The sequence below is a fragment of the Leifsonia sp. genome, from assembly GCF_051955155.1.
Lineage (GTDB): Bacteria > Actinomycetota > Actinomycetes > Actinomycetales > Microbacteriaceae > Leifsonia.
The window spans coordinates 22,573-45,971 of record NZ_JBQCGZ010000029.1; the positions used below are offsets into that span (position 1 = coordinate 22,573).

Consider the following 23,399-nt stretch of genomic DNA (forward strand, 5'->3'; position numbering starts at 1 on the left):
CCGCCCGTCACTCCCCGAGCACCGCCGCCAGGTCCAGGCCCGCGAGGCGGTCCGGGTCGGTGAGGATGTCCAGGCCGAGGATCCGGTCGTCCTCGCCCAGCTCGAACGCCAGCAGGGACACGACGCGCCCGTCGACGACCGCCGCGACGCCGGGCCGGCCGTCGATGAGCACTGGGACCGAGTGCGCTGCGAGCCGCGCCGCCGTCGTCGCCGACGCGGCGATCTCGTCCGCGCCGCGCAGCCGCACCGTCGAGCCGCCGACCTCCGCCGTCAGCTCGGCGTCCGGGTCGAGCAGCGCGAGCAGAGCCGCCAGGTCGCCGTCCTGCACCGCTCGCAGCCACGCCTCCACCACCGCGCGTCCCCTGCGACCCTCCACCCGCGCGGCCGGCTCGGTGCCACGCACGCGGCGGCGCGCGCGGGAGACGAGCTGCCTGGTCGCCGCCGGGGAGCGACCGATCGTCTCCGCGATCTCCTCGAACGGCTGGCCGAACACGTCGTGCAGCAGGAACGCGCGCCGCTCGGTCGGGCCGAGCAGGTCGAGCACGGTCATCAGCGCGACGGCGACGCGCTCGTTCCCCGCGGCGACCGACGCCGGGTCCTCCGCGTCGGACGGCCGGTCCTCCCACTGCTCCACCGCCCAGCGGTCGGCCTTCGCCACCCGCGCGGAGCGCAGCACGTCCAGGCTCAGCCGGGACACCACCGTGGTCAACCAGGCGTCCAGGTTGTCGATCGCGTCGGTGTCGGCGAGCGCCAGCTTCAGCCAGGCGTCCTGGAGGACGTCGTCCGCCTCGGCCGACGAGCCGAGCATCCGGGTGGCGACGGCGCGAAGCCGGGGCCGGCGCAGCTCGAACGCGGCGGCGAGGGAGTCGGGGTCGATGGGCATGTCACATTCTCCTTCTTCAGAGCGTCACTGTGTCGACGGGGCAGGCCGCCCCGATGTGACGAAGGAGCGATCATGTCCACCACCGTTCTCGTGACCGGAGGCACCGGAAACCTGGGCCGCCACACCGTCCCGCTGCTCACGGCCCGCGGCTGCCGGGTCCGCATCCTCTCCCGGCACCCGCGCGCGTCGGCGGACGGGATCGCGTACGTCGCCGGCGACACGGTCGCCGCCACCGGGCTGGAGGCGGCGATGGCCGGCGTCGACACCGTGCTGCACCTCGCCGGGGGACCGAAGGGCGACGATGTCGCGACCCGCAACGTCGCCGAAGCGGCGAGCGCCGCCGGCGTGCGCCACCTGCTGCTGATCTCGGTGATCGGCGCCGATGCCGTGCCGATCGGCTACTTCCGCCGGAAGGCGGCGTCCGAGCGCATCGTGGCCGGCTCCGGCGTCCCGTGGACGGTGCTGCGCGCCGCGCAGTTCCACGACTTCGCGCGCGGGATGCTGCGCGGCATGGCGCGCCTCCCCGTCCTCCCGGTGCCGAGGGATGTGCGGCTGGAGCCGGTCGCCGTCCAGGATGTCGCCGCCCGGCTCGCGGAGCTGACCGTCGCCTCCCCGCAGGGCCTCGTCGCGGACCTCGCCGGCCCCGAGGTGCTGCCCGCCGAGTCCCTCATCGACGACCTCGCCCCCACCCGGCGCCCGCATCTGCGCTTCGGCCTGCCCGGCGCCGCCGGCCGCGCCTACCGGTCGGGGGCGAACCTCGCCGGCCCCGGCGCCGATCGGGGCACGGGCACCTGGCGGGAGTATCTCGACGCGCTGGAGGCAGCGGCCGCGGTCACGCCGTGACGTGTGGGACCGTGGGAGGGTGACCTCCGCGCAGAGCCTCAGCGACGACGACCGCCGCACGGTCGCGGCCTGGGCCGCCGACTGCGCCGAGCACGTCCTGTCGGTGTTCGAGGCGGTCGCGCCCGGCGACCCCGTCCCCCGGGAGGCGATCGCCCGCACCCGCGCCTACGCACGCGGCGAGCTCTCCGCCGCGGAGGAGATCCGGCGCCGCTTCGTCGCGGGCAGGGCCGCGGCGGTGCAGGACCGCGCCGCAGCAGCCGCCGCCCGCAGCGCGGCGCAGGCCGCCGCCGTCGCGCACATGGGAGCTCACGCGCTGGGCGCCGCCGCGTACGCGGCGAAGGCGGCCGCCCTCGCCGCGCCGGAGGACCCGACCGCGCGCGACGCGGAGGTGCGCTGGCAGCTGGACCGGATGACCGACGACGTGCGTCTCGCGCTCAGCCGCCTGCCCGCCCTCGGCGCCGACACCGCGGGCCCGCTCGGTTCCGGCCTGCTCGCCTCGGGCGACCTCGGCGACGTCATCCGCACGATCCAGGCGGAGCTGCGCATGCGCAGGCCGGCGGCCGGCTGACCTCAGCGGGCGAGCATCCTGGCCCGCTCGGCCACGAGGTCGTCGTAGCTCCCGTTCCGCTCCGCCCAGCGGTGCATCTGGACGCCCTGCACCAGGATCTGGTGGGGCGTCGGCTCCTGCGCGAGCAGGTCCATCACCTCGGTCGCGAAGTCGTCGAGGGCCAGCGCGTGCGGGTTGACCTTCTCCTGCCCCGCCGTCGCCACGGCCGGCGGCACCAGCTCCACCACGTCGATCCCGCTGTCGGCGAGCTGCACGCGCAGCGCCTCCGAGTACGCGTGCACCCCCGCCTTGGAGGCCGCGTAGCTGGCCATCGGCGGGAACGGCAGGTACGCGATCCCGGACGTGACGGTCACCACCGTGCCGCCGCCGCGGGCGATCAGGTGCGGGGTGAACGCGTCGATCACGCGGATGGTGCCGAGCAGGTTGGTGTCGACGGTGACTTCGGCCGCCTCGAAGTGCGCAGGGTCGCGCAGATCCTCCAGGAGCATGACGCCGGACATGGTGACGAGCGTGTCCAGCCCGGGATACCGCGCCAGGACTGCATCCCTGGCCTCGGCGACGGACGCGGGGTCGGTCACGTCGATGCGAACGGCGCCGAAGCCCTCCCGTTCGAGTTCGGCGATGGCGGCGCGGTCGCGGCCGCCGACGACGACCGTGCTCCCCGCTGCGGCGAAGCGCCGGGCCAGCTCGCGTCCGATGCCGGAGGTGCCGCCCGCGATGAAGACGGTGCGTGTGCTGATGTCCATGGATGTGCCTCTCCTTCTCACGGCTCCGGCGGCTCGCCGGGGCTCGGCTTCGAGTCTCGGTCCGGCCGCGCGGGCGCGGCAGAGCCCCGTCGATCCGGGGGTCCGCCAGGGCATCCCCACCCGGCCGGCGGCCGGGCTAGCGTTGCAGCATGACCGATGAGGACAGGACGAACCGGCTGGGCGCGTACCTGCGTGCCCGCCGCGACCTGGTGAGCCCGGCGATGGCCGGCCTCCCCGCCGGCGACAACCGGCGCGTCCCCGGCCTCCGCCGGGAGGAGGTCGCGATGCTCGCCGGCATCAGCGCCGACTACTACCTCCGGCTGGAGCGCGGACGGGACGCCAACCCCTCGGTGCAGGTGCTCGAGTCGCTCGCGCGCGTGCTGCAGCTCGACGACGTGGAGCGCGCCTACCTCATCGGGCTCGGGACGGGGCGACCGCGCGCCAGGCGGAGGCGCACGGAGGAGCGCGTCCCCGAGCGGCTGCGCCACCTGCTCGCGACCATCGGCGTGCCGGCCTTCGTGGAGGGCCGTTCGTTCGACGTGCTCGCCGCCAACGATCTCGCGGTGGCGCTCTCCCCGCGGCTGCGGCCCGGCCACAACCGGCTGCGCTCGCTCCTGCTCGACCCCGAGGAGCAGGCGTTCCAGCGCGACTGGACGGCCGCGACCGCGGGGATCGTCGCCGCGCTCCGCGCGAACATCGGCGACGACGTCGACGACCCGCGCTTCGTGGAGCTGGTCGGCGAGCTGGCGCTCTCCAGCGAGCGGTTCCGCGCGCTCTGGGCGCGCCACGACGTGCGCACCCTGGAGGGCGGAACGGCCGCGATCGACCACCCGGTCCTGGGCGAGCTGCGGCTGCACCGCGACAAGCTGCCCGTGGACGACGTCATCCTCGTCGTCTACTACCCGGAGGCGGGCAGCGACAGCGACGAGAAGCTGCGGATGCTCGCGGGGCTGGCGACGGCGACCCCGGCGTCGGGCCCCGAAGGAACGCCCGGTCCGGCGCGGGTCGACGACGACGGCACGACCGGCGTTCGCCGCTAGTCGCCGGCGGGCGCCCCCAGCTGCAGAGCGCCGGAGCGCACCGCGGCGACCACCCCGCCGTCCACGAGCAGATCCGTGCCGGTGATGAACGTGGCGTTCGGGCCGAGCAGGAACTCCGCGGCGGCGGCGATGTCGGTGGGCGTCCCGACGCGTCCGGTTCCGGACGCCGCGATCATCCCGCGCATCATCGCGCCGCTGTCGCCGGCCAGCTCCGCCTGTCCCATCGGGGTCGAGATGACGCCGGGGCTGATCGAGTTGACGCGCGCCCCGCGCTCGCCCCAGGCGAGGCTCGCCGCCTGCACCCGCAGTTGGTTGGCCCGCTTGGCGATGCCGTACGCGGCGCCGGAGTCGGCGACGGCGCCCTCGGCGAGGAAGGGCAGCGACAGCAGCTCGTCGGTCGGGGTCAGCGCGAGCGCGCCCTCCAGCTCGGCGGGCAGCTGGCCGGCCGCCATCGTCCCGGCCATGCTCGCGATCACCACGCCGGCACCGCCGGGCGCGATCACGCGCGCGAACTCGTCCAGGCTGATCGCGACACCGAGCAGGTCGACGTTCAGGATGGCGCCGACGGGCGCCTGCACCGGCGAGAGACCGGCGGTGTGGACGACCGTGGTCACCCGGCCGAACTGCGCAGCGCGGGCCGCGAGCGCGGCCACCGACTCCCGGGAGGACACATCGACGCGCTGGGTGGTCACGGCGAACCCGTCGCCGGAGAGCTCGCCCTCCAGCCGCGCGAGCAGCTCCTCATTGAAATCGCCCAGCAGGACCTGGCGTCCCGCCCCGATTCGCCGGGCGATGGTCTCGCCCATCCCGCCGGCTCCGACCACCACGACGACATCGTCCGACATCACAACACCTCTCCACGATTTATGAGACTTCCAGTCTACGTTTTCGGCGACGGTATCACCTCGCGTACTCTCGTGCTATGCCACAGCGAGGACGACCGCGGAACGAGAGCAGCAGAGCGGCCATCCTGGAGGCGGCGGGAGCGCTGCTGCGGGAGCAGGGCTACGAGGCGGCGACGATCAGCGCGATCGCGGAGCGCGCCGGGGTCGGCAGGCAGACGCTCTACCGCCGCTGGCCGTCCAAGGCCGCGCTGTTCGCGGACGCGGTGCTGGACGGCGCGGCCAGCCTCGACGCGACGGCCGACCCGCCGCACGGCTCGATCCCGGCGTGGATCGAGCGCTTCGCCGGCATCCTGGCCACGCCGGACTCTGCAGCACTGGTCAGGGCGCTCACCGCTGCCGCCGCCGCGGACGCCGACGAGTCCGAGAAGCTCTACGCCCAGCCCACCCGGCCCGCCCACGCCCAGCTGGTCGCGCTGCTGGCCGCGGCCGGAGCCGGCAGCCCGGCCGACGCCGAGCTGCTCGCGGACGCCACCGTCGGCGCGCTGCTCTTCCGGGCGCTGACGCGCGCCCCGATCGACGCCGGGTACACGACCCGGCTGGCCAAGCTGGCGCTCGGGGACTCGCCGGATCCGGCGCAGGGCTGAGCCCGCTCAGTCCTGCGCAGGATCCAGGACGATGCGGCCGAAGACATCGCCCGCGTCCATCCTGCGGTGCGCCTCCGCCGCCGCGCGCAGCGGGAGGACGTCGTGCACGACGGGCGTGAGCTCGCCGCGGACCGCCTCCCCGAACTGCTCGGCGCGCACGCGGCCGCGCTCGGCGAGCGGGATGGAGTCCAGGCTCAGCGTCGCGACGCTGCGCGAGTGCCGGAACGCGGTCAGGAGCGGCTGCGCGAAGTCGGCGGGAGGGAAGCCGGCGACCGCGCCGACCAGCACGAGGCGGCCGTTCGGGCCGAGCCGATCGACGAAGCCGGCGGTGTCGGCGCCGCCCACGATGTCGACGATCACGTCCACGTCGCCGAGGCTGCCGGAGTCGCCGTCGAGCGCGGCGCCCGCACGGTCGAGCACGTGCGTCGCACCGTGGGCGCGCAGCCTCCGGCCGCGCTCGGGCGAGGCGGTGGTGACCGCGATCGCGCTCGCCCCTGCCCGCGCGGCCAGTTCGACCGCGGCGATGCCGATGCTGCCGGCGGCGCCTCGAACGAGCACCGACTCGCCGCCGGCGAATGCTGCGCGCCACAGCGCGAAGTGCGCGACGACGGCGGCGCTGCCCAGGGTGACCGCCTCCGCGGACGACAGCCCGTCCGGGAGCACGGTGATGTCGGCCGTGCCGGCGACCGCGTACTCGGCATAGCCGCCGGTGAGCCCGGTGAACGCCCACACCCGCCGGCCGAGCAGCGCGGCGTCCGCACCGGGGCCGACCGCGACCACGGTGCCCGCCACCTCGCTGCCCGGGATCATCCCCGCACGCGCCGCCAGGCCGATGGTGCCGCGCCGGATCACCGCATCCACGCCGCCGACGCCGATCGCCTCCGTCCGCACCAGCACCTGGCCCGGCCCCGCTTCCGGCTCCGGCGTCTCGACGACCCGCATCCCGTCCGGCTGCCCGAACTCCTCGATGATGACCGCTCGCACGGCACCTCCCTCTCTCGAACGCTGTTACGCTTCGGACGGTAACGGACGCCCGCGTCCACATCCGGGAAGTGGAACAGATGAGCACGGAGATGACTCGGCTGCGCGTGGATGCGCGGGAGAATCGCGACCGCATCCTCGCCGCGGCGGCCGAGCTGTTCGCCGAGCGCGGCCTGGACGTCGGGATGCGCGACATCGCCCGGCGCGCCGGCGTCGGCCCTGCCACGCTCTACCGCCGGTTCCCGACCAGGCAGGCGCTGATCGACGAGGCGTTCTCCGTCGAGCTCGCCGCCTGCCGGGGGATCGTCGAGGACGCCTGCGCCGACCCGGACGCCTGGCGCGGCTTCAGCACGGCGGTGCGCAGGCTGCTGGTCGCGAACGTCCGCAACCGCGGGTTCGTGGATGCGCTGGTCTCTCGGACCCCCTCCTCCCGCATCGCCCGGCACCGCGACGAGCTGCTCGGGATGCTCGACGGCGTCGCGCGCCGCGCCCGCGCTGACGGCGCGCTCCGCGCCGACTACCGGATCGCCGACCTCGTCCTCGTGCTCTCCGCCGGACGCGGTCTGAACGCCTCGCGTCGCGACCTGCTTCCATCCGCTGCCGACCGCTTCGCCGATCTCGCGATCGAGGGGCTGCGCGCGCACAACTGAACCGAACGCCCCCTGTTCCCACCGCCCGAGCGGGTGCACGATGGTGTCAGTGCCGAAGGGAGCGGGCGATGCAGTTCTCCAGGGACGCGATCGCGCGGAAGATCGTCGACGAGATCGGGGCGGACGGCCCCGACGCGCTCGGCACGACGGTCATGGGGTCGATCGTGACGGGGGTCGCGCTCGCGGTCGGCGACGACGACGATGTGGAGTACCTCGGCGCGAGCCTGCGGCGTTCCGAGGAGGTCCTCGCCGTGCAGGTGGGAGTGTTCACCGCCCGCACGATCATCACCGTCGAAGCGATGCTGTCGACCGAGAACGGGAACTCCGACATCGTGACCAGGGTGCACAGCCGCTCCGACCTGGAACGCCTCGAGATCACCGGCGGCACGCCGTCGACGACGACGGACGACTTCGTGGAGTGGCCCGGCCGGTTCACGGTCCGCGCCGTCTACCGGGACGGCCTGGAGTTGATCATCCCGATGAGCGACGCGAACACCCCGCAGAAGCGCAACTCGGTCTGGACTATCCTCAGCGGGTTGCGCGGCGACCTCGGCCGCACAGGGTCGTAGCCGGCCATCGGCGGGTCAGGCCCCGGAAGGCACCGGGCGCTCGCGCAGCAGCAGCGACGCCAGCACTCCCCCGGCGAGCACGGCCGGCATCAGCCAGAGCACCGACCGGTAGTCGGCGAGGTCGGGTGCGTCCGGCAGGAACGCGCTCGGGATGGACGTGAGCAGCCCGCTGACGATGAAGCAGCAGCCGTTCACGATCGCCGAGGCACTGCCGATCAGGCCGACGGCGACGGACTCGCCGGCGACCGTGAAGCCGAGCATCTGCGCGCCGGAGAACAGGCCGACGGCGAACATCAGCACGACCGCGAGGCCGGAGGCCGCCACCGGGAGGTAGACCACGGCGGCGATCGCGATGCCCTGCAGCGCGAGCGAGATCGCGGCGGGCCACTTCCGGCTGCCCCAGCGGTTCGAGACGATGTTCGCCAGCGGCGCGCCGAGGGCGAGGCCCAGCCATGCCACCGCCGTGAGCACGGTCGCGAAGGCGGTCGACATCCCGCGCGCCTCCATGATCCGCGGCCCCCACAGCGTCCCGACCGCCAGCATCGTCCCGAACGACGCGGCGGACAGCAGCGCGGCGAGCACGACCTGCCGGTTGCCGAAGCAGCGGCCGAGCTCCGCGAGGATCTGTGCGAAGACGCTCCGGCGGTCCGGGGCGGCCGAGGCCGGGACCGCAGCCGCGGTCGCGTCCGTTGCCGCCGGATCCCGCACGAACACCGCGAACAGCAGCACCAGCAGCACGCCGACGCAGCCGAACGCCACCAGCAGCTGCTGCCAGCTCAGCGTCTGCAGCAGGGCCAGGATGGCGGGCTGGCCGACGGCGGACCCGAGCGACGCGAACGCCTGCACGAGCCCGAACATCAGGCCGTACCTCGCCGCCTCGAACCAGTGGCCGCCGACGTATCCCGCGCCGACGAAACCGAAGGACGCGCCGATCGCGAGCACCGCCTGCGCGAGCGCGAGGAGCGCGAAGTCCGTCGTCCCGGCGTACAGGAAGGCGCCGACCGTGACGAACCCGACCGCGATCGCCAGCAGCGGCCGGCTGCCGTACCGGTCGAGCAGCGCGCCGGAGAAGAACTGCACGACGGCGAACACCCAGGTGTAGATCGAGGCGGCGAGCCCCACCTGCTCGAGCGTGAGGCCCGCCGTCCTCTGGATCTCGGGCGACACCACGGCATACCCGGTCTGGATGGCGAACAGCCAGACCACGAAGGTCGTCGCGAGCACCCAGATCAGCCACGCCTGCGGCCCGCCGAGCCGCGAGCGCCGGGCGGTCGCCGCCCTCGCCGAGTCCGTCACATCCTCGGTTCTACCGGTCCGCCGCGGCCACGTCCAGGATCCAGGTGACGCCGAACGCGTCGACGAGCATCCCGAAGCCCGGGCTCCACGGGGATGCGGCGAGCGGCTCGATCACGGTGGCGCCCTCGGCGAGGGCCGTCCAGTAGCGCTCGACCTCCGCCAGCGTCTCTCCGCGCACGGAGAGGAAGAACGGGCGGTCGGTGATGGTGAGGCCGCTCTCGCGGCGCGTGCTCCCCGCTGCGGCCGCGGCCGGCGTCCCTCCCGTCGCGCCGGGGATGTCGTACGCCATCACCCGGAAGCCCGACGGCGACTCCAGGAGCCCGAACACGACGCCGTCGGCGCCGGGGGCGTCGGCCGGCATCCCGAGGTCGGCGTAGCGCGCGGTGGTCAGCTCGCCGCCGAAGACGGAGCGGTAGAACTCCAGGGCCTGGCGGGCGTCGCCGCGGAAGTTGAGGTGGGTGGTCGTCGTGATGGTCATGAGTGCTCCTCGGTGCTCGTGATCGTCCGGGTGTCTCCCGGTGCTCTTCGAGCCTCGCAGCGGTCTAGGACAGTTCCGGTCCTACTCCGTCGGTACGCTGATCGTATGTCCGCACCGACCTCGCGCCTGCTGAACCTGCTGTCGCTGCTGCAGACACGCAGGGACTGGCCGGGCCCGCTGCTGGCCGACCGGCTCGGCATCTCCCACCGCACCGTTCGCCGGGACGTCGACCGGCTGCGCGAGCTGGGCTACCGGATCACCGCGACGATGGGGCCGGACGGCGGCTACCGGCTGGACGCGGGAGCCGACCTGCCCCCGCTGCTGTTCGACGACGACCAGGCCGTCGCCATCGCCGTCGCGCTGCGCACCGCCGCCGTCTCCGGCGCCGGCATCGAGGAGGCCGCCCTGCGCGCGCTCACCACGCTGCGGCAGGTGCTGCCCGCGCGGCTGCGGCACCGGCTGGACGTCATCGAACCGGCGGGGATCGCGGCGCGGCCGGGGGATGCGCCTGCCACGCCGGTCTCCCCCGGCACTCTGCTCGAGGTCGCGACGGCGGTCCGCGCCGAGCAGGTCCTCCGCTTCGACTACGCCTCGCGGGCGGACCCGGCCGCGCCACCGTCCCGCCGCCGCGTCGAGCCGCACGGCCTGATCGTGAGCGCCGGCCGCTGGTACCTCATGGCCTGGGACCTGGACCGCGAAGACTGGCGCGTCTACCGCGTCGACCGGATGACCCCGAGCCTCCCGCACGGCCGCCGGTTCGCCCCGCGTGCCATCCCGGGCGGATCGGCCGCCGCCTTCGTCTCCGCGCGATTCTCGGGCTCGGCGCCGGACGCGCGAGAGGACCGCTGGCCGTGCACGGGAACGGTCGTCCTCGATCTCCCCGCGCGCGACGTGCTCCCCTTCGCCGGCGACGGCACCGCCGAGGACCTCGGCGACGGCCGCACCCGCCTCACCTCCGGTTCGTGGTCGTGGGTCTCCCTCGCCGCAGCGCTCGCCCGCTTCGACGCGGCGATCGAGGTGATCGGGCCGCCGGAGCTGCGCGCCGCGTTCGCGACACTCGCCGAGCGCAGCGCGGTGGCGGCCGGCCGGGCGCGCTGACAGCGGACGCCGACCCTGGCCCACCCACCCGCAACGGCGGTATCCTGCCGCAGACGTCAGGGGGACGCATGGCGGAACTGATGGTGGACTACATCACCTCGCTCGACGGCTTCGGGTCGGCCGAGGGCTGGCCGGGGCTGTGGGGCATGGGCGGACCGGAGTACTTCGCGATGCTCGAAGCAGAGGCGGACAGCGCGTACACCGTACTGCTCGGCACGCGGACCTACCGGCTGTTCGCGGAGTTCGCGCGCACCGGCGCCGAGGACATGGCCGCGCTCACCGCGCGTCCCAAGATCGTGTTCTCGCGCACGCTGACCGAGCCGCTGGAGTGGGCGAACTCGACCCTGGTCGCGGGGGACGCCCTGGAGGCGGTGCGGGAGCTGAAGCGCGGCGGAACCGCCCTGCGCACGATCGGCAGCCCGAGCCTGTGCCGCTCCCTGCTGACCGCCGGGCTGGTCGACCGCTACCGGGTGGTCGTCTTCCCCGTCGTGAACGGGGCGACCGGGGCCGACCGGATCTACGATGGCTGGCCGGACGTCGTCATGGAGTCGCCCGGCATCCGGGTGCTCGACGGACGCCTCGTGCTGTTCGAGGCGGTGCCGCGCGTCCTGGCGGAACCGCCCGGCGGCGCGACGGGCGGGCCGACCGCATGACGCTGCGGCTGGAGCGCTGGCAGGACGGCGACCTCGCGCTGCTGGAGGCCGCGAACACGCCGGAGATGACCCGGCACCTGGGCGGCCCGGAGACCGCGGACCAGCTCGCCGACCGGCAGGCCAGGTACCTGCGCGGCTGGGAGACCGGCGAGTCGCGGATGTTCCGCATCGTGGACGGGAGCGACGTCGCCGGCTCGATCGGCTGGTGGTCGACGCGCTGGCGCGGCGAGAAGGTGCACGAGACCGGATGGTTCGTCCTGCCCTCCGCGCAGGGTCGCGGCATCGCGGCGGCGGCCGTCCCGCTGCTCGTCGATGACGTCCTCCGCGCCGGCCGCCTCCCGCTGCTCGTCGCGTTCCCGAACGTGGAGAACGCGGCCTCGAACCGCGTGTGCGAGCGGTCGGGATTCACGCACGCGGGGATCGAGGACTTCCCGTTCCGCGGCACGACGCTGCACTGCAGCGTGTGGACGATGCCGCTGATGTATCCGCCGCGGCCGGCGCGCCGTTCCGCCTAGTGCCCTTGCACCCTCACGCCTTCGGCCGCCGTCGCCGCGGAGCCGCGGACCGCGGCGGGAGGGCGCGCATGTGGCCGCGCACCTTCTCCAGCACCGCAGACAGCGACTCCACGTCCGAGCGCGTCAGCGGCGCGAACAGCAGGTCGCGGAGCACGGCGATGTGTCCCGGGAAGACCGCAGCGAGCACGTCGCGACCGGCGTCCGTGATGGTGACGACAACGGCGCGCTCGTCCTCGGCCGAGCCCGCGCGCGTGACCAGCCCGGCCTTCTCGAGCAGCCCCGCCTGGTAGGTCAGCCCGCTCCTGCTGTAGACGACGCCGTCGGCGAGCTCGGTCATCCGCCTGCTGCCCTTCGGCGCGTCGCCGAGGGTGGCCAGGAGCTGGAACTGCACGTAGCTGAGGTCGCCGACGTCCCGCAGTTGCTGCTCGACGGTGTGCTTCAGCAGAGTGCTGACCTCGATCAGCGCGAAGTACGCCCCGAGCTCGGTGGGGTCGAGGGAGGCGTCGGCGTCCGGCATGCGCTCATTCTACTTGCTTCGAATTCGAAGCAGTGCTATCGTCCCCGTTGTGCTTCAAATTCGAAGCACTTCCGACCGGAGAGATCCGGCGAGAGAAGAGAGAGTCATCATGAACGCAATTCGTTTCCACGAGCACGGCGGTCCCGAGGTCCTGCGCTACGAGGAGGCGCCGCAGCCGGTGCCCGGCGCCGGAGAGGTGCGCCTGCGGGTCGCGGCGTCGGCGTTCAACGCGGCCGACGGCGGAATCCGCGCCGGTAGCCTCCCCATCCCGGCGTCGCTCCCCCACATCCCCGGGTACGACGTCGCCGGCACGGTCGACGCCCTCGGCGACGGCGTCACAGCCTTCGCCGTCGGCGACGCGGTGATCGGCTTCCTGCCGATGACGGCCGACGGAGCAGCCGCCGAGTTCGTCGTCGCTCCCGCCGATGCGCTGGTCGCGGCGCCCACCAGCCTCCCGCTGGTCGACGCCGCCGCGCTGCCGTCCGTCGCGCTGACCGCCTGGCAGGCGCTGTTCGACGACGCCGGCCTGCGCGAGGGGCAGCGGGTGCTGGTCGTGGGAGCGGGCGGCGCCGTCGGCGGCTACGCCGTGCAGCTCGCCGCGCACGCCGGCGCCCACGTGATCGCCACCGCGAGCCCGCGCAGCGCCGCGAGCGTCGCCGCCGCCGGCGCCGAGCAGGTGATCGACCACACGGCATCCCGTCTGGCCGACGCGGTGGACGGGCAGGTGGACGTCCTGCTCAACCTCGCCCCCCTCGACCCGGAGGAGTTCGCCGCGCTGGTCCCGCTCGTCCGCAGCGGCGGAGTCGTCGTCAGCACCACGGCGTGGATGCCGGCTCCCGGCGACGACGAGCGGGACGTCCGCGGCATCGTCGTCTTCGTCCGCAGCGACGCCGCCCAGCTCGCGCGACTGGTCGAGCGGGTGGATGCGGGCGAGCTGCGCGTCGAGGTCGCCCGCCGCATCCCGCTCGCCGAGCTGCCCGCCCTGCACGCGGAGGCGGCCGACGGTGGGCTGCGTGGCAAGGTCGTGGTGGTCCCGGAGTGAGCGCTGCGGCGCGAGCGGCCGACGTGGCTGCCCGCGCGGGCGCCCGGGCGGGCTGCCGCCGCGCTGCTCGCGGCGATCCAGGGCGGCGTCGTCGTGATGGCGGTCGACGCGCGACACCCGCCACCTGGAGGCGGCGCTCGACCTGCTCCTGGACGCGCTGCGCATCGCGCCGCCGGCCCCCGCCCGCCTGCCGCGCCCCTGACGAGCGGGACTATGGTGGTGCCCGACCGACGCTACCGATGGAGGTGGACTGAGGATGTTCTCCAAGAAGGGCGACGCAGCCGCCCTGGCCACTCTCGCCGGAGCCCCGACTCCGTATCGCGAGATCGCCGAACGCCTGCACGCGATCATCCGGGAGACCGCGTCGGCGCTCGAACCGGTCGTCCGCTGGGGCCTCCCGTTCTACGTGCGCGACGGCAAGGACGTCTGCTACATCAAGACCGGAGCGGACTTCCTCGCCTTCGGCTTCGGCGAGGACGTCAACCCCGCCTACCGCGAGGGCGCGAGCATGCACCCGATCGTCTGGAACATCACCACGCTCGACCCGGAGACGGAGGCGACGCTGCGCGAGCTGATCCGGAAGGCGGTTGGGTGACGCTATGAGCCCGACTTGCCGAGCCCGTATGTATAGGACCCGCTGTTCCAGTTGACGGTCGCGTTGAAGAAGTAGCCGGAGTTGGTGCCGTCGCCGTTGTCCTTGTTGGCGACGAAGCAGTCGAACGTCGTCGTGGTGTCTGTCAGGTCATCCGTCGAACCCGACACCGGGTTGCACGTCACGCTGAGGACGGGCCCCGTCAGCAATCCCTTGCTGATGTCGTCTTCCGCCATCTTCTTGATCGATGCCTCGACCTCGGTGACCGTTTCGCGCCGCTGAGTTCTCTTGGCGTCGTCTGCAGCCTGCTGCGCCGCGGCGGCGGCTTCTTTGGCGCGTTCCGCATCGGCCTTCTTCTTGGCAAGAGCCTTCTCCTCGGCGACCTGCTGGGTGTGCACGTTGTTGACGACGACCCCGGTAGTGATTCCGCCGACGACGAGTACCGCAACGACCGCTGCCAGCGTTACCCAGAGAGCGGTTCTCTTGCGCGCCGCCTTCGGCTCGCTCGTCGTGGGCGATTCCGAACTCTCAACCCCTGTTTCGGGCCCGGAAGCCGCGTCACCGCCCGACTCGGATGATCGGCCGAGCGCGTCCGCGTTGTAGACGGGTCGGGTATCGCCTGTCCAGCGATCTCCATCCCAGTACACTTCTTCGTTCGCGTTGGCCGGGTTCGGGAACCAGCCGGGTGGGGTGCTCATGCGGGTATACCTCTCTGACTCGCAGAGAAGATATCGACTCATGAGAACTTGTCACTATCCCCAGTTCGCGTGGGGCGGTAGTTGTGCGCCTCCACCTGGGAAAGCCTCTAGAATGTAGAGATTCTTACTTGGCTAGAGATATCCTCCTCGCACGGGATCCGCGCGACGAAGGAGGCGACCATGAGCAAGGTCGAGGAGATCACCGTCATCCAGTACGACCGGAACGGGGATGCTGATGTGCTGGAGGAGCGCACGGCCCCCGTCCGGCCTCCCGGCTCTGGCGAGGTCCTCGTCGAGGTCATCACGGCGGGCGTCAACCACATCGACGGGTTCATCCGCAGCGGTCGCGAGGAGGCGTGGGCGGACGAGCCCTTCCCGCGCGGCTCCGGGAGCGACTTCGCCGGCATCGTCGTGACCGGCGACGACGCCGGGCGCTTCCGACCGGGGCACGAGGTGATCGGTCACCTGCGCCAGGGCGCGCACGCCTCGCATGTCGTCGTCCCGGTCGCCGCCCTGGTGCGCAAGCCGCCGCACGTGAGCTGGGAGACCGCCGGCGGGCTGTTCCTCGCCGGCGCGACGGCGCTCGACACCCTCGACGAGCTCCGGATCGGGCCGGGCGACACGGTCGTGATCTCCGCCGCGGCCGGCGGTGTCGGCAGCATCGAGGCGCAGCTGGCGAAGCACGCGGGAGCTCGCGTCATCGGCACCTGCGGCGAGCGCAACTTCGACTACCTGCGCCAGCTCGGCATCCATCCCGTGACCTACGGCCCCGGCATCGAGGACCGGATCCGCGAGAAGGCGCCGGAGGGCGTCACCGCCCTGATCGACAACTTCGGCCAGGACGGCCGCGCCCTCGCCGCGGCGCTCGGCGTACCTCCGGCCCGGTACCGGTCCAGCGAGGACCGCCGGGACACCGAGCTGCGCCTGCTGCTGGACGATCCCGCCTCCGTCGCGCGCGGTACGGCGCAGCTCGAGCGCCTCGCCCGACTCGCGGACGAGCGCGCGTTCACGCTGCTCGTCTCCGGCTTCTACCCGCTCACGGACATCGTCTCCGCCTACGACGACCTGCAGCGTCTGCACGCGCGCGGCAAGATCGTGCTCGGGACGCATCCGGTGACCACGTACCGCACGGTCAAGGCGCGGGACATCCACGAGGCGCGCGACTGAGCGTTCCGCTCCGGCGCGGGCTGGTCGCGTCCGGACGCGCGCCCGGCCGTCAGGGTCCCGTGTCGTTTCCGCCCGGCGCCGCATGGGTTCCGTGAGCATCGCTGCGGCGCAGCGACCCGTCCCGTAGACCGGGGAGGTGACCCTCACCCGCATCCTCCCCACCCTGCGCCGGACCCTCCCGGAGCCGCTTCACCGCGCGGACTGGCCGGAGCACACGCTCGCGGCCGTCGACGACCTCGTCGTCGGCGGCGTCTCGATGGTGAGCCTGGCGGGATGGTGCGGGACGCCGTGCGTGCACACCGGCGAGACGTCGTCCGTGATCGTCACGCGCGTCCAGCACATCGAGGAGCGCTCCGGCGGCTCCCGGGCCGTGTGGTTCGACGCCGATGTGGAGGCGGTGGGCGCGCTGGTCGAGCACGCCCGCCTGCTCGGCAGGGTCACCTCCGCGCCCGCGCGGCGCGTGATCGCGGCCGGCCGCGACGTCGACCTCCCGGCCGATCTCCGGCTGGGCGACCTCGTCGCGATCCCGGTCCGCTCGCTCGTCACGCTGCACGAGATCGACCCGCGCCGCCGGTCGGCGCCCGTCCCGCCGCCCGTCGAGCACGCGTGGAGCGGGCGCTGCGGGCGATGAGCCCTGCCTCCCGACCGCAGCGAGGCGCTGCCGCCTAGGGTGGTGGGCATGAGCCCCGCCGACCCCCGACCCGCAGCGGCAGCGCCCGCCTCCGTCTCCTCGGTCCCCTCCCCCGGCACGATCGCCCTGATCGGCCCCGGCGCGATCGGGACCACCGTCGCGGCGGCCTTGCACGAGGCCGGCCGGCCCGTCCGGCTCTGCGGGCGGACCGCCCGCGATCGCCTCGTGCTGCGCCGCGACGGTCGCGACACCGTCGTGCCCGGTCCGGTCCTCACCGACCCGGCGACGGTCGACCGGCCGGCCGAGCTCGTCTTCCTCGCCGTGAAGACGACGCAGCTCGCCGCGGCGTCCCCGTGGCTGTCCGCGCTGGTCGGGCCGCGGACGGTGGTCTGCGTCCTGCAGAACGGCGTCGAGCAGCTCGCGGCGCTCGAGCCGATCGCCCCCGGGGCGCGGATCGTCCCCTCTGTGGTGTGGTTCCCCGCCGAGACGCAGCCGGACGGGTCGGTCCTGCTGCGCGGCGACGCGCGCCTGACGCTGCCGGACGATCCGGCGTCGGAGGTCGTGCGTCAAGCGCTGAACGGCAGCTGGTGCGAGGTGGAGCCGGCCGCCGACTTCACATCCGTCGCCTGGCGCAAGCTTCTCCAGAACGCGGTCGCCGGGCTCATGGTGCTGACCGGCCGCCGGGCGGGGATGTTCCGCAGGGACGACATCGCGGGACTCGCGCTGGACTACCTGCGCGAGTGCCTCGCCGTCGCCCGCGCCGAGGGGGCTGCGCTGGACGACGACGTGCCCGCCGAGCTGCTGGCCCGGTTCCGGTCGTTCCCTGCGGACCTGGGCACGTCGATCCTCGCCGACCGGGAGGCCGGCCGGCCGCTCGAGTGGGACGCGCGCAACGGTGTCGTGCGACGCCTCGGCCGCAGGCACGGCATCCCCACGCCGATCAGCGACGTGATCGTCCCTCTGCTCGCGGCGTCGAGCGACGGCGCCGGCGTCGGCTAGAGCCCGGCCGCCGTCGACCCCCTTCTCGTTCAGACGTACCGCGGCCGCCCGCCGACGCCGTAGGTCAGGGCGACGATCCCGCTCGGGAAGACGCGCGCGTCCGTGAGGTCGAGCGCGAAGTCGCGGCCGTCGCGCGGGAGGACGGCGTCGCCCTGGCCGACGATGACGGGGAACTGGATCAGGTTCAGCTCGTCCACCAGCTCCTGCTCGAGCAGCCAGCGCGCGAGGGCGACGCTGCCCACGACGAGCAGCTCCCCCGCCGAGGCGGCTTTCAGCTCCCGGAGCTGCGCGGCGAGGTCGCCGGAGAGCACGGTCGTGTGCTCCCAGGCCGGGGCGGTCAGCGTGCTGGACGCGACGTACTTCGGCCGGGAACTGATGGCCTCCCCGAAGCCCCCGTCGTCGCGGCGCGCGCCCCAGTAGGTCTCGAACAGATCGAACGTCTTGCGCCCGAGCAGGAAGGCGTCCGGCCGTCGCCAGGTCTCGAGGATGTAGCCGGCCGCCTCCGCGTCGCCGACGCCGACCGCCCAGCCGCCGCGGGTGAAGCCGGGGTCGAGCCGCTCGTCGTTGCCGCCGTTGGCCTGGGCGACGCCGTCGACGGTGACCTGCAGACTGACGGTGAGTTTCATGGTGCGTTCCCTTCTCTCTTTTCCCTGCCGTCGTGTCCCCTGCTGTCGTCTTCCCTGCTGTCGTCGAGGCCCCTGACGAGCGCGGTGAGGCCGAGCTCGAACTCCCCGTCGGCGCCGGCGGCAGCCGCGGCGCGGAGGGTCCGGCCGAAGCGGGCCGCGCGGTCGTCCGTCCCCTCGAGACCGTCGGCGCTGTCGGCGAGCGACGGGTTCGATCGGCTCGCCTGCTCCTCCAGGGCCGCCCCGATCGTGTAGCGGGACACGGCGATCAGCGCCAGCACCGCCGTCCTGCCGTCGAACCCGGCGCGCTCCAGCAGGTCGACCTTGGCGATCGCGTTGCCCTGTTCCGGCACCCTGCTCCCCGCCGAGGAGATCAGCCGGGCGCCGTCGCGAACCGAGAGCATCGCCCGGCGGAGGCTGCGCGCATTGCGGATCACGAACGCGTCCCACGCCTCGCCGGCGTCCGGGAGGCGGTCGGTGTGGTACCGGTCGAGCACCTCGTCTGCCACGGCCGCCATCAGCGCCGCCTTGCTGTCGAAGTGGTGGTAGAGCGCGGGCTGCTTGACCCCGAGGCGCGCGGCGATCGCATGCAGCGAGACCTTCTCGAGCCCGACCTCGTCGAGGAGCCCGATCGTGGCGGCCACGATCGCGCGCCTGTCCGTGCGGGGAGGCTGGGGCATGCGCCGACCCTAGCAGGCTGATGCTTATCGGCGATAGCCTTCGTCGGCGGCCGTCGGATCAGAGCACCCGGCTGAGCGCTTCCGTCATCGCCCGGAACCCGGGCGGCTCCGGAGCGAGCGGGGCAGCGCCGGCGGTCGCGCGCGTCCCGTTCACCACGATGTCCGCGTAGCGGCGCCACAGCTCGGGATCGTCCTCGCGGGAGGCGAGCGCGATGGTGCTGACCATCGCGGCGAGGGCGATGGTGTCCTGGCGGGTGAAGCCGGGACGGAGCTCCCCGGCCGCGACCGCGTCGGCGATCAGACGGTCGGCGGTGGCCCCGAGCCGGTCGCTCAGCTCCGGCGGGAAGCGGTCGTAGCGGCCGGGGGCGAACAGCACCGTGGCCAGGCTGCGGTCGGCGGCGTGCAGCCCGATCATGCCGACGAGGTACGCGCGGAAGGCCTCGCCGGGATCCGCGAGCTCCGCGGCCTCGTCGACCACCCGCATGATGGCGTCGATCCTGTCCTCGAAGAGCGCGTCCAGGAGCGCCTGCTTGTCCGGGAACTTGCGGTAGATGGTGCCGATCCCGACCGTCGCCGCCGTCGCGACGTCGCCGAGCGTCGCCGCAGGGCCGCGTTCCGCGAACACCCGGGTCGCGGCGTCGAGGATGCGCCGACGATTGCGTTCCGCGTCGGCCCGCGGTCGCCGGCCGGAGGGTGCTGGGGTGCTCATGCCCGCCATCCTATCGAATAAACGGATACGGATCTTCCTATTCCGCTTAATGCTACGTTGGGCCCAGCGCCGCTCACCCGGAGCGCCGCCCGTCCCCTGGAGTGAGATCATGCCTCTGCTCGTCGTCATCGGTTACGGTCCCGGAAACGGCCACGCCATCGCCCGGGAGTTCGGAGGGAGGGGCTGGTCGGTCGCGGTCATCGGCCGCGACGCCGGCCGGTTGGACGCCGGCGTGGCGGAGCTCGGCGCCGCCGGGGTCTCCGCACGGCCGTTCGTGGGCGACGCGAGTGACCCGGCGTCCCTCCGCGGCACGCTCGAGCGCATCCGCAGCGAACTCGGGCCGGTGACCGCGCTCGCGCTGACCGCCTACCGGAGCGTCGTCGTTGACGACGTCCTCGCCAGCGACGCGGAGCGGGTCGCCCACGTCTTCGACATCGGCGTCGCCGGGCTGCTCACCGCCGTCCAGGCGACGCGCGACGACCTCCGGGCGGGCACCGGCGCCGTCCTCGTCGTCAACGGCGCGCTCGGCCTGCAGGACGACGCCATCGACGCGTACGCCGTCTCGTTCGGCGGCGACGGTGTCGCGCTCGAGTGCACCGCCAAGACGAAGCTCGTCGGGCTGCTCGCCGCGCGCCTGCGCGAGGAGGGCGTGTACGTCGGCGAGGTCGTCATCAACGGCTCGGTGAAGGGCTCTCCCCACGCCGGCCCGACGGCGATCGACCCCGCCGACATCGCCCGCCGGCTCTGGACGATGGCCGAGGAGCGGACCGAGGTCCACGTCCACATCGCGGAGCAGCGGGCCTGACGCGGCGGCGCGCGGCGAAAGACCGGAGGCCGTCGTCACCCCACGCAGCCGGACCGCGCCGCACGCCGCATCGGTCGCAGCCGCCGCACCCGCCGCACCGCCCACGGGATCAACCCGACCGCCACCGACATCACGACCGCCCCGGAGCCGAGCAGCGCGAGCCGTGCCGGCAGCGCCCCTCCGGCCGGCAGCGCGCCGACCGGGTACTCGATGTACTTCGCCGCGGTCCGCGCGACGTGCTCGCCCGCCTGCCGCGCGATGTCCCTCAGCACGGGCTCGAACGCCGACTCCCCCGGCTTCCGTCCGCCGGGCGTGATCTCGCGGTCGAACCGGCCGGCCTCCGCGCGCGGCGTGGTCAGCAGGGTGAGGCCGTGCGCCGTGCGGACGCTGCCGCCGTCGGCGACGGGCACCACGTGGGCGAGGAACGCGGCGCCCCCGTACAGCTCGGCCGCCGCGGCGACGCCGATCTCGTCGACGCCGTCCGCCAGCGCGAGGCCGTAGGTCGGCTGGAACCACGGCAGCGTCGCCGCCAGCGGGTAGGGGTAGTCGGCGAGCGCCACCGTGTTGACCGGCATCGTCTCCGCCGGCCCCGGTCGCCAGGCCGGATAGCCGATGGCCGCCGCGATCCGGGTCGCCTCCGCCGCATCAACGTACCGCTCCACCAGGTGGAGGGCCCCGGCGATGCCCGAGCTCACACCCGCGGTGGTGAGGACCATGCCGTCCTGCACCCAGCGGACGCCATCCTCCCAGGTGGTCTCGGGATGCGTCGAGCGCAACCCGGGGATGTCCGACCAGAACGAGGTCGCCCGCTTCCCGTCGAGCACATCCGTCGCGGCGAGCACGCGCGCACCGGCGCACACGCCGAGCACGGCGTTCCCGCCTTGCGCGGTCCGCTCGATCAGGGCGCGCAGCGGCGCCTCGGCGGCGCCGTCGGGGTCCGCCATCGCTGGGACCACCACCACAGCGGGCTCGGGCGCGGCGCCGGACACGACGTCGTGGACGGAGTAGTCCGGCAGGATGGCCAGCCCGCCGGACAGCGCGACCGGCTCGCGCCGCACCGAGACCGTGTAGACCTGGAACCGCGGCGACCGGGCCAGCACCTCGTACGGTCCGAGCGCGTCCGTCGCCACCGACCCGCCTGCGCCGAGGAGCACCGCGACGGGGATGCGGTCGCCGGCCGGGGCGGCCGCGGGGGCCGGCAGGCGCGCCGCCGTCGCCGCCGCTCCCGTCGGGACCTGGAAGTCGCGCGCCATCGTCACGGCGAAACCGCCGCCCAGGATCGCGGCGAGGGCGGCGACGCCGAGCAGGACCCCGAGCGCGGCGGTCAGCAGGGCGGAGACGATTCTGGGCATGGCGGGGCTCCTGAGGGTGTGCGGGGAGAAGGGAAGAGGAAGAGAAGGGGGATCGCTCAGGCCGCGGCCAGACGGTACGCGGAAGGCGACACGCCCTCGTGCGCACCGAACATGCGCCGGAAGTGCCGAGGGTCGGCGTAGCCGCAGGCCTGCGCGATCTCCTCGACCGTGAGCGCAGACCCGCGCAGGAGCGTCCGGGCGTGCCCGAGCCGCAGCTCGGTCTGGTACTGGGCGGGCGTGAGCCCGGTCGCGGCGACGAACGCGCGGCTGAGCCCGCGCGGGGAGAGGTGCGCGCGCGCGGCGAGCTCCGCGAGCGGATGTGCGCCGGCCAGGTCGGCGGCGAGGATGTCCTGCACCGCGTGCACGACCGGGTCGAGATGATCGCGGTGGGCGAGGAACGGGCTGAGCGGCGCGGCCGACCCGTTGCGGCGCGTGTAGACCACCAGCTCCCTGGCCACGGCGGCCGCGAACGCCGGCCCGCGGTCGGCCTCGACCAGCGACAGCGCGAGGTCGATGCCCGACGCGATCCCGGCGCTCGTGCTCACTGGTCCGTCGTGCACGAACAGCACGTCGTCGAGGACGTGCGCGGCGGGATACCGCTCCCGCATCGCGCCGACCGCGCTCCAGTGCGTCGTGCACCGCCGGCCGTCGAGCAGCCCGGCGTCCCCCAGCACGACCGCGCCGGTGCACACCGAGGCCACCCGCGCGCCCGCCGCGTCGGCGCGCCGGATCCACTCCAGCACCTCGGGCGCCACGAGCTCACGCTCGCCCGTCCGCCGCACGACGGCAGCGAGGTCGGGACCGGGGACGACGACCAGCGCGCTCCCGTCGGCGGCCGCCCCGGCCAGCGGCTCGAGGCCGGCGAGCGCCAGGCCCTGAGCGCTGACGACGCCGTCCTCCGCCGCGACCCAGCGCAGCCGGTAGTCCGCTCCGAGCGCGGCGGCCGCCGAGAACACCTGCGCGGGACCGGACAGATCCAGCAGGTTGACCTCGGGCAGCACCACGAACAGAACATCCATGTGACCAGGCTACGGCTGCCGGCCAGCGTGAGAGAGGCCGCCGATGGACGACCTGGCGGACGGATCAGGTCAGCGACAAACACAGAGCTCACGGTGCGAGCGACTCCCGAGCGAACTCGCCGTTGACACAGGCGCCGTCCGCCGTATAGTTAGGTACGTGCCTAACTATCACGACCAGCTCGACGGCGTGCTCCGCGCGCTCGCCGACCCGACGCGTCGCGCGGTCGTCGAGCGGCTGGCGAAGGCGCCCGCGGTCGTGTCCGAGCTCGCGGAGCCGTTCGCGATGGCGCTGCCGTCGTTCCTGCAGCACCTCCGGGTGCTCGAGGACGCGGGCGTCATCACCTCCGAGAAGCACGGGAGGGTGCGCACCGTCACCCTCCGGCCGGGAGCCCTCGACGTGCTCCACCTCTGGCTCGGCGAGCAGCGCACGCCCGCGGAGCACCAGGCCGACCGGCTCGGCATCCACCTGATCCGCACAACCGACAAGGAGCACTGAGATGACCCGCGTCCGCATGGACCTCTTCGCCTCGCTCGACGGCTACACGCCCGACGCCGCCGACGCCACGCCCGACGACCCGATGGGCCCGGACTGGGGCCGCCTGACGGCCGCATATACCGCCACCCGCACCTTCCGCGCCCGGATCTTCGGGGACACCACCGGCGCCGGCACGACGGGAGTGGACGAGCGCTACGCGGCCGCATTCTTCGAGGGGATCGGCGCCGAGATCATGGGGGCGGGGATGTTCGGCCTGCACA

General features: G+C 73.8%; 29 protein-coding genes and 1 pseudogene. 17 read left to right on the forward strand and 13 right to left on the reverse strand.

The genetic code is table 11. The annotated features are described in order from the left end of the window. Positions 1–7: 7 nt before the first annotated feature. Positions 8–883 carry a sigma-70 family RNA polymerase sigma factor gene (locus tag ACTHMF_RS02765; RefSeq protein WP_440316205.1) on the reverse strand — a complete coding sequence of 292 codons (876 nt, stop codon included), beginning with the start codon at positions 881–883 and terminating at the stop codon, positions 8–10. Positions 884–955: 72 nt separating this feature from the next. On the opposite strand from ACTHMF_RS02765, the gene ACTHMF_RS02770 reads away from it, so the two are divergent. Further along, positions 956–1,726, forward strand: a complete 771-nt coding sequence (locus ACTHMF_RS02770) for an SDR family oxidoreductase (RefSeq protein ID WP_440316206.1) — start codon at positions 956–958, stop codon at positions 1,724–1,726. Between the two features lie 19 nt (positions 1,727–1,745). Further along, positions 1,746–2,294 (forward strand): putative immunity protein, encoded by a 549-nt coding sequence (locus ACTHMF_RS02775; protein ID WP_440316207.1) that lies wholly within the window; start codon positions 1,746–1,748, stop codon positions 2,292–2,294. Positions 2,295–2,296: 2 nt separating this feature from the next. On the opposite strand, the gene ACTHMF_RS02780 is transcribed toward ACTHMF_RS02775, so the two are convergent. Beyond that, entirely contained in the window at positions 2,297–3,040 is a 744-nt protein-coding gene (locus tag ACTHMF_RS02780; protein WP_440316208.1) for an SDR family oxidoreductase, read from the reverse strand. A gap of 149 nt (positions 3,041–3,189) precedes the next feature. Here ACTHMF_RS02780 and ACTHMF_RS02785 point away from each other — a divergent pair, with 149 nt between their 5' ends. After that, a complete protein-coding gene (locus ACTHMF_RS02785; protein ID WP_440316210.1) occupies positions 3,190–4,080 on the forward strand; it encodes a helix-turn-helix transcriptional regulator in 891 nt (296 codons plus the stop codon). Here ACTHMF_RS02785 and ACTHMF_RS02790 read toward each other — a convergent pair. After that, positions 4,077–4,925: an SDR family oxidoreductase gene (locus ACTHMF_RS02790; RefSeq protein WP_440316211.1), complete on the reverse strand. Its 849-nt coding sequence runs from the start codon at positions 4,923–4,925 to the stop codon at positions 4,077–4,079. The two genes, ACTHMF_RS02785 and ACTHMF_RS02790, sit on opposite strands and share 4 nt — an antisense overlap. A 77-nt stretch (positions 4,926–5,002) precedes the next feature. On the opposite strand from ACTHMF_RS02790, the gene ACTHMF_RS02795 reads away from it, so the two are divergent. Further along, the gene (locus ACTHMF_RS02795; RefSeq protein ID WP_440316212.1) at positions 5,003–5,569 is read left to right on the forward strand and encodes a TetR/AcrR family transcriptional regulator; all 567 of its coding nucleotides are present in this window, start codon (positions 5,003–5,005) and stop codon (positions 5,567–5,569) included. Positions 5,570–5,575: 6 nt separating this feature from the next. Here ACTHMF_RS02795 and ACTHMF_RS02800 read toward each other — a convergent pair whose 3' ends face one another. After that, positions 5,576–6,553 (reverse strand): zinc-binding dehydrogenase, encoded by a 978-nt coding sequence (locus ACTHMF_RS02800; RefSeq protein WP_440316213.1) that lies wholly within the window; start codon positions 6,551–6,553, stop codon positions 5,576–5,578. A gap of 77 nt (positions 6,554–6,630) precedes the next feature. On the opposite strand from ACTHMF_RS02800, the gene ACTHMF_RS02805 reads away from it, so the two are divergent. Then, positions 6,631–7,200 carry a TetR/AcrR family transcriptional regulator gene (locus ACTHMF_RS02805; protein WP_440316214.1) on the forward strand — a complete coding sequence of 190 codons (570 nt, stop codon included), beginning with the start codon at positions 6,631–6,633 and terminating at the stop codon, positions 7,198–7,200. Positions 7,201–7,268: 68 nt separating this feature from the next. Next, positions 7,269–7,769: a hypothetical protein gene (locus tag ACTHMF_RS02810; protein WP_314149280.1), complete on the forward strand. Its 501-nt coding sequence runs from the start codon at positions 7,269–7,271 to the stop codon at positions 7,767–7,769. A gap of 15 nt (positions 7,770–7,784) precedes the next feature. Here the strand turns inward: ACTHMF_RS02810 and ACTHMF_RS02815 are convergent, their stop codons facing one another. Continuing rightward, positions 7,785–9,065 carry an MFS transporter gene (locus ACTHMF_RS02815; protein ID WP_440316215.1) on the reverse strand — a complete coding sequence of 427 codons (1,281 nt, stop codon included), beginning with the start codon at positions 9,063–9,065 and terminating at the stop codon, positions 7,785–7,787. A gap of 10 nt (positions 9,066–9,075) precedes the next feature. Continuing rightward, positions 9,076–9,543, reverse strand: a complete 468-nt coding sequence (locus ACTHMF_RS02820) for a VOC family protein (protein WP_440316216.1) — start codon at positions 9,541–9,543, stop codon at positions 9,076–9,078. Between the two features lie 105 nt (positions 9,544–9,648). Here ACTHMF_RS02820 and ACTHMF_RS02825 point away from each other — a divergent pair, with 105 nt between their 5' ends. The 3 genes from ACTHMF_RS02825 (at position 9,649) to ACTHMF_RS02835 (ending at position 11,809) form a co-directional block, all read left to right on the forward strand. Further along, positions 9,649–10,641 (forward strand): helix-turn-helix transcriptional regulator, encoded by a 993-nt coding sequence (locus tag ACTHMF_RS02825; RefSeq protein WP_440316217.1) that lies wholly within the window; start codon positions 9,649–9,651, stop codon positions 10,639–10,641. A 68-nt stretch (positions 10,642–10,709) separates the two neighbouring features. Then, positions 10,710–11,294, forward strand: coding sequence for a dihydrofolate reductase family protein (locus ACTHMF_RS02830; protein WP_440316218.1), 585 nt, complete (start codon positions 10,710–10,712; stop codon positions 11,292–11,294). Next, positions 11,291–11,809: a GNAT family N-acetyltransferase gene (locus ACTHMF_RS02835; RefSeq protein WP_440316219.1), complete on the forward strand. Its 519-nt coding sequence runs from the start codon at positions 11,291–11,293 to the stop codon at positions 11,807–11,809. Before ACTHMF_RS02830 ends, ACTHMF_RS02835 begins: the two co-directional genes overlap by 4 nt. A 13-nt stretch (positions 11,810–11,822) precedes the next feature. Here the strand turns inward: ACTHMF_RS02835 and ACTHMF_RS02840 are convergent, their stop codons facing one another. Then, positions 11,823–12,326 carry a MarR family winged helix-turn-helix transcriptional regulator gene (locus ACTHMF_RS02840; RefSeq protein ID WP_440316220.1) on the reverse strand — a complete coding sequence of 168 codons (504 nt, stop codon included), beginning with the start codon at positions 12,324–12,326 and terminating at the stop codon, positions 11,823–11,825. Between the two features lie 109 nt (positions 12,327–12,435). On the opposite strand from ACTHMF_RS02840, the gene ACTHMF_RS02845 reads away from it, so the two are divergent. Both ACTHMF_RS02845 and ACTHMF_RS02850 read left to right on the forward strand, forming a co-directional pair. Continuing rightward, on the forward strand, positions 12,436–13,368 hold the full coding sequence (locus ACTHMF_RS02845; protein ID WP_440316221.1) for an NADP-dependent oxidoreductase: 933 nt from the start codon (positions 12,436–12,438) through the stop codon (positions 13,366–13,368). A 256-nt stretch (positions 13,369–13,624) separates the two neighbouring features. Continuing rightward, positions 13,625–13,963 carry a DUF1801 domain-containing protein gene (locus ACTHMF_RS02850; RefSeq protein ID WP_440316222.1) on the forward strand — a complete coding sequence of 113 codons (339 nt, stop codon included), beginning with the start codon at positions 13,625–13,627 and terminating at the stop codon, positions 13,961–13,963. Between the two features lie 2 nt (positions 13,964–13,965). Here ACTHMF_RS02850 and ACTHMF_RS02855 read toward each other — a convergent pair whose 3' ends face one another. After that, the gene (locus ACTHMF_RS02855) at positions 13,966–14,658 is read right to left on the reverse strand and encodes a DUF2510 domain-containing protein (RefSeq protein ID WP_440316223.1); all 693 of its coding nucleotides are present in this window, start codon (positions 14,656–14,658) and stop codon (positions 13,966–13,968) included. 180 nt (positions 14,659–14,838) lie between these two features. On the opposite strand from ACTHMF_RS02855, the gene ACTHMF_RS02860 reads away from it, so the two are divergent. From ACTHMF_RS02860 to ACTHMF_RS02870, 3 genes are all read left to right on the forward strand, one after another. Then, entirely contained in the window at positions 14,839–15,825 is a 987-nt protein-coding gene (locus ACTHMF_RS02860) for an NADP-dependent oxidoreductase (protein WP_440316224.1), read from the forward strand. Between the two features lie 136 nt (positions 15,826–15,961). Next, on the forward strand, positions 15,962–16,456 hold the full coding sequence (locus ACTHMF_RS02865; protein WP_440316226.1) for a hypothetical protein: 495 nt from the start codon (positions 15,962–15,964) through the stop codon (positions 16,454–16,456). 48 nt (positions 16,457–16,504) lie between these two features. Then, positions 16,505–17,455, forward strand: a complete 951-nt coding sequence (locus ACTHMF_RS02870; RefSeq protein WP_440316227.1) for an oxidoreductase — start codon at positions 16,505–16,507, stop codon at positions 17,453–17,455. 29 nt (positions 17,456–17,484) lie between these two features. Here ACTHMF_RS02870 and ACTHMF_RS02875 read toward each other — a convergent pair whose 3' ends face one another. Genes ACTHMF_RS02875 through ACTHMF_RS02885 form a run of 3 tightly spaced genes read right to left on the reverse strand, consistent with a single transcriptional unit; the run spans position 17,485 to position 19,467 of the window. Further along, positions 17,485–18,081, reverse strand: coding sequence for a dihydrofolate reductase family protein (locus tag ACTHMF_RS02875; RefSeq protein WP_314149667.1), 597 nt, complete (start codon positions 18,079–18,081; stop codon positions 17,485–17,487). After that, positions 18,078–18,758, reverse strand: coding sequence for a TetR/AcrR family transcriptional regulator C-terminal domain-containing protein (locus ACTHMF_RS02880; RefSeq protein ID WP_440316228.1), 681 nt, complete (start codon positions 18,756–18,758; stop codon positions 18,078–18,080). The genes ACTHMF_RS02875 and ACTHMF_RS02880 overlap by 4 nt, the downstream gene beginning before the upstream one ends. Before the next feature lie 58 nt (positions 18,759–18,816). Beyond that, positions 18,817–19,467, reverse strand: a complete 651-nt coding sequence (locus tag ACTHMF_RS02885; RefSeq protein ID WP_314149669.1) for a TetR/AcrR family transcriptional regulator — start codon at positions 19,465–19,467, stop codon at positions 18,817–18,819. A 109-nt stretch (positions 19,468–19,576) separates the two neighbouring features. On the opposite strand from ACTHMF_RS02885, the gene ACTHMF_RS02890 reads away from it, so the two are divergent. Continuing rightward, a complete protein-coding gene (locus ACTHMF_RS02890) occupies positions 19,577–20,272 on the forward strand; it encodes an SDR family NAD(P)-dependent oxidoreductase (RefSeq protein ID WP_440316229.1) in 696 nt (231 codons plus the stop codon). A gap of 35 nt (positions 20,273–20,307) precedes the next feature. On the opposite strand, the gene ACTHMF_RS02895 is transcribed toward ACTHMF_RS02890, so the two are convergent. Together ACTHMF_RS02895 and ACTHMF_RS02900 are read right to left on the reverse strand one after the other, a co-directional pair. After that, a complete protein-coding gene (locus tag ACTHMF_RS02895; RefSeq protein WP_440316230.1) occupies positions 20,308–21,624 on the reverse strand; it encodes a DJ-1/PfpI family protein in 1,317 nt (438 codons plus the stop codon). A 56-nt stretch (positions 21,625–21,680) separates the two neighbouring features. After that, complete coding sequence (locus tag ACTHMF_RS02900; RefSeq protein ID WP_440316231.1) at positions 21,681–22,643, reverse strand: GlxA family transcriptional regulator; 963 nt, start codon at positions 22,641–22,643, stop codon at positions 21,681–21,683. 157 nt (positions 22,644–22,800) lie between these two features. Between ACTHMF_RS02900 and ACTHMF_RS02905 the strand changes: the two genes are divergently transcribed. Then, a complete protein-coding gene (locus ACTHMF_RS02905; RefSeq protein WP_314149450.1) occupies positions 22,801–23,139 on the forward strand; it encodes an ArsR/SmtB family transcription factor in 339 nt (112 codons plus the stop codon). Position 23,140: 1 nt separating this feature from the next. Next, a pseudogene (locus ACTHMF_RS02910) lies at positions 23,141–23,399 on the forward strand (dihydrofolate reductase family protein); the annotation flags it as partial.

Excerpts from the sequence above, each read along its gene's own strand:
- ACTHMF_RS02860 (WP_440316224.1), top strand. The coding sequence starts at position 14,839 with ATGAGCAAGGTCGAGGAGATCACCGTCATCCAGTACGACCGGAACGGG.
- ACTHMF_RS02830 (WP_440316218.1), top strand. The coding sequence starts at position 10,710 with ATGGCGGAACTGATGGTGGACTACATCACCTCGCTCGACGGCTTCGGG.
- ACTHMF_RS02770 (WP_440316206.1), top strand. The coding sequence starts at position 956 with ATGTCCACCACCGTTCTCGTGACCGGAGGCACCGGAAACCTGGGCCGC.
- ACTHMF_RS02850 (WP_440316222.1), top strand. The coding sequence starts at position 13,625 with ATGTTCTCCAAGAAGGGCGACGCAGCCGCCCTGGCCACTCTCGCCGGA.
- ACTHMF_RS02835 (WP_440316219.1), top strand. The coding sequence starts at position 11,291 with ATGACGCTGCGGCTGGAGCGCTGGCAGGACGGCGACCTCGCGCTGCTG.
- ACTHMF_RS02805 (WP_440316214.1), top strand. The coding sequence starts at position 6,631 with ATGAGCACGGAGATGACTCGGCTGCGCGTGGATGCGCGGGAGAATCGC.
- ACTHMF_RS02785 (WP_440316210.1), top strand. The coding sequence starts at position 3,190 with ATGACCGATGAGGACAGGACGAACCGGCTGGGCGCGTACCTGCGTGCC.
- ACTHMF_RS02845 (WP_440316221.1), top strand. The coding sequence starts at position 12,436 with ATGAACGCAATTCGTTTCCACGAGCACGGCGGTCCCGAGGTCCTGCGC.
- ACTHMF_RS02895 (WP_440316230.1), bottom strand. The coding sequence starts at position 21,624 with ATGCCCAGAATCGTCTCCGCCCTGCTGACCGCCGCGCTCGGGGTCCTG.
- ACTHMF_RS02765 (WP_440316205.1), bottom strand. The coding sequence starts at position 883 with ATGCCCATCGACCCCGACTCCCTCGCCGCCGCGTTCGAGCTGCGCCGG.
- ACTHMF_RS02825 (WP_440316217.1), top strand. The coding sequence starts at position 9,649 with ATGTCCGCACCGACCTCGCGCCTGCTGAACCTGCTGTCGCTGCTGCAG.
- ACTHMF_RS02875 (WP_314149667.1), bottom strand. The coding sequence starts at position 18,081 with ATGAAACTCACCGTCAGTCTGCAGGTCACCGTCGACGGCGTCGCCCAG.
- ACTHMF_RS02885 (WP_314149669.1), bottom strand. The coding sequence starts at position 19,467 with ATGAGCACCCCAGCACCCTCCGGCCGGCGACCGCGGGCCGACGCGGAA.
- ACTHMF_RS02890 (WP_440316229.1), top strand. The coding sequence starts at position 19,577 with ATGCCTCTGCTCGTCGTCATCGGTTACGGTCCCGGAAACGGCCACGCC.
- ACTHMF_RS02820 (WP_440316216.1), bottom strand. The coding sequence starts at position 9,543 with ATGACCATCACGACGACCACCCACCTCAACTTCCGCGGCGACGCCCGC.
- ACTHMF_RS02795 (WP_440316212.1), top strand. The coding sequence starts at position 5,003 with ATGCCACAGCGAGGACGACCGCGGAACGAGAGCAGCAGAGCGGCCATC.
- ACTHMF_RS02810 (WP_314149280.1), top strand. The coding sequence starts at position 7,269 with ATGCAGTTCTCCAGGGACGCGATCGCGCGGAAGATCGTCGACGAGATC.
- ACTHMF_RS02780 (WP_440316208.1), bottom strand. The coding sequence starts at position 3,040 with ATGGACATCAGCACACGCACCGTCTTCATCGCGGGCGGCACCTCCGGC.
- ACTHMF_RS02840 (WP_440316220.1), bottom strand. The coding sequence starts at position 12,326 with ATGCCGGACGCCGACGCCTCCCTCGACCCCACCGAGCTCGGGGCGTAC.
- ACTHMF_RS02855 (WP_440316223.1), bottom strand. The coding sequence starts at position 14,658 with ATGAGCACCCCACCCGGCTGGTTCCCGAACCCGGCCAACGCGAACGAA.
- ACTHMF_RS02790 (WP_440316211.1), bottom strand. The coding sequence starts at position 4,925 with ATGTCGGACGATGTCGTCGTGGTGGTCGGAGCCGGCGGGATGGGCGAG.
- ACTHMF_RS02900 (WP_440316231.1), bottom strand. The coding sequence starts at position 22,643 with ATGGATGTTCTGTTCGTGGTGCTGCCCGAGGTCAACCTGCTGGATCTG.
- ACTHMF_RS02880 (WP_440316228.1), bottom strand. The coding sequence starts at position 18,758 with ATGCCCCAGCCTCCCCGCACGGACAGGCGCGCGATCGTGGCCGCCACG.
- ACTHMF_RS02870 (WP_440316227.1), top strand. The coding sequence starts at position 16,505 with ATGAGCCCCGCCGACCCCCGACCCGCAGCGGCAGCGCCCGCCTCCGTC.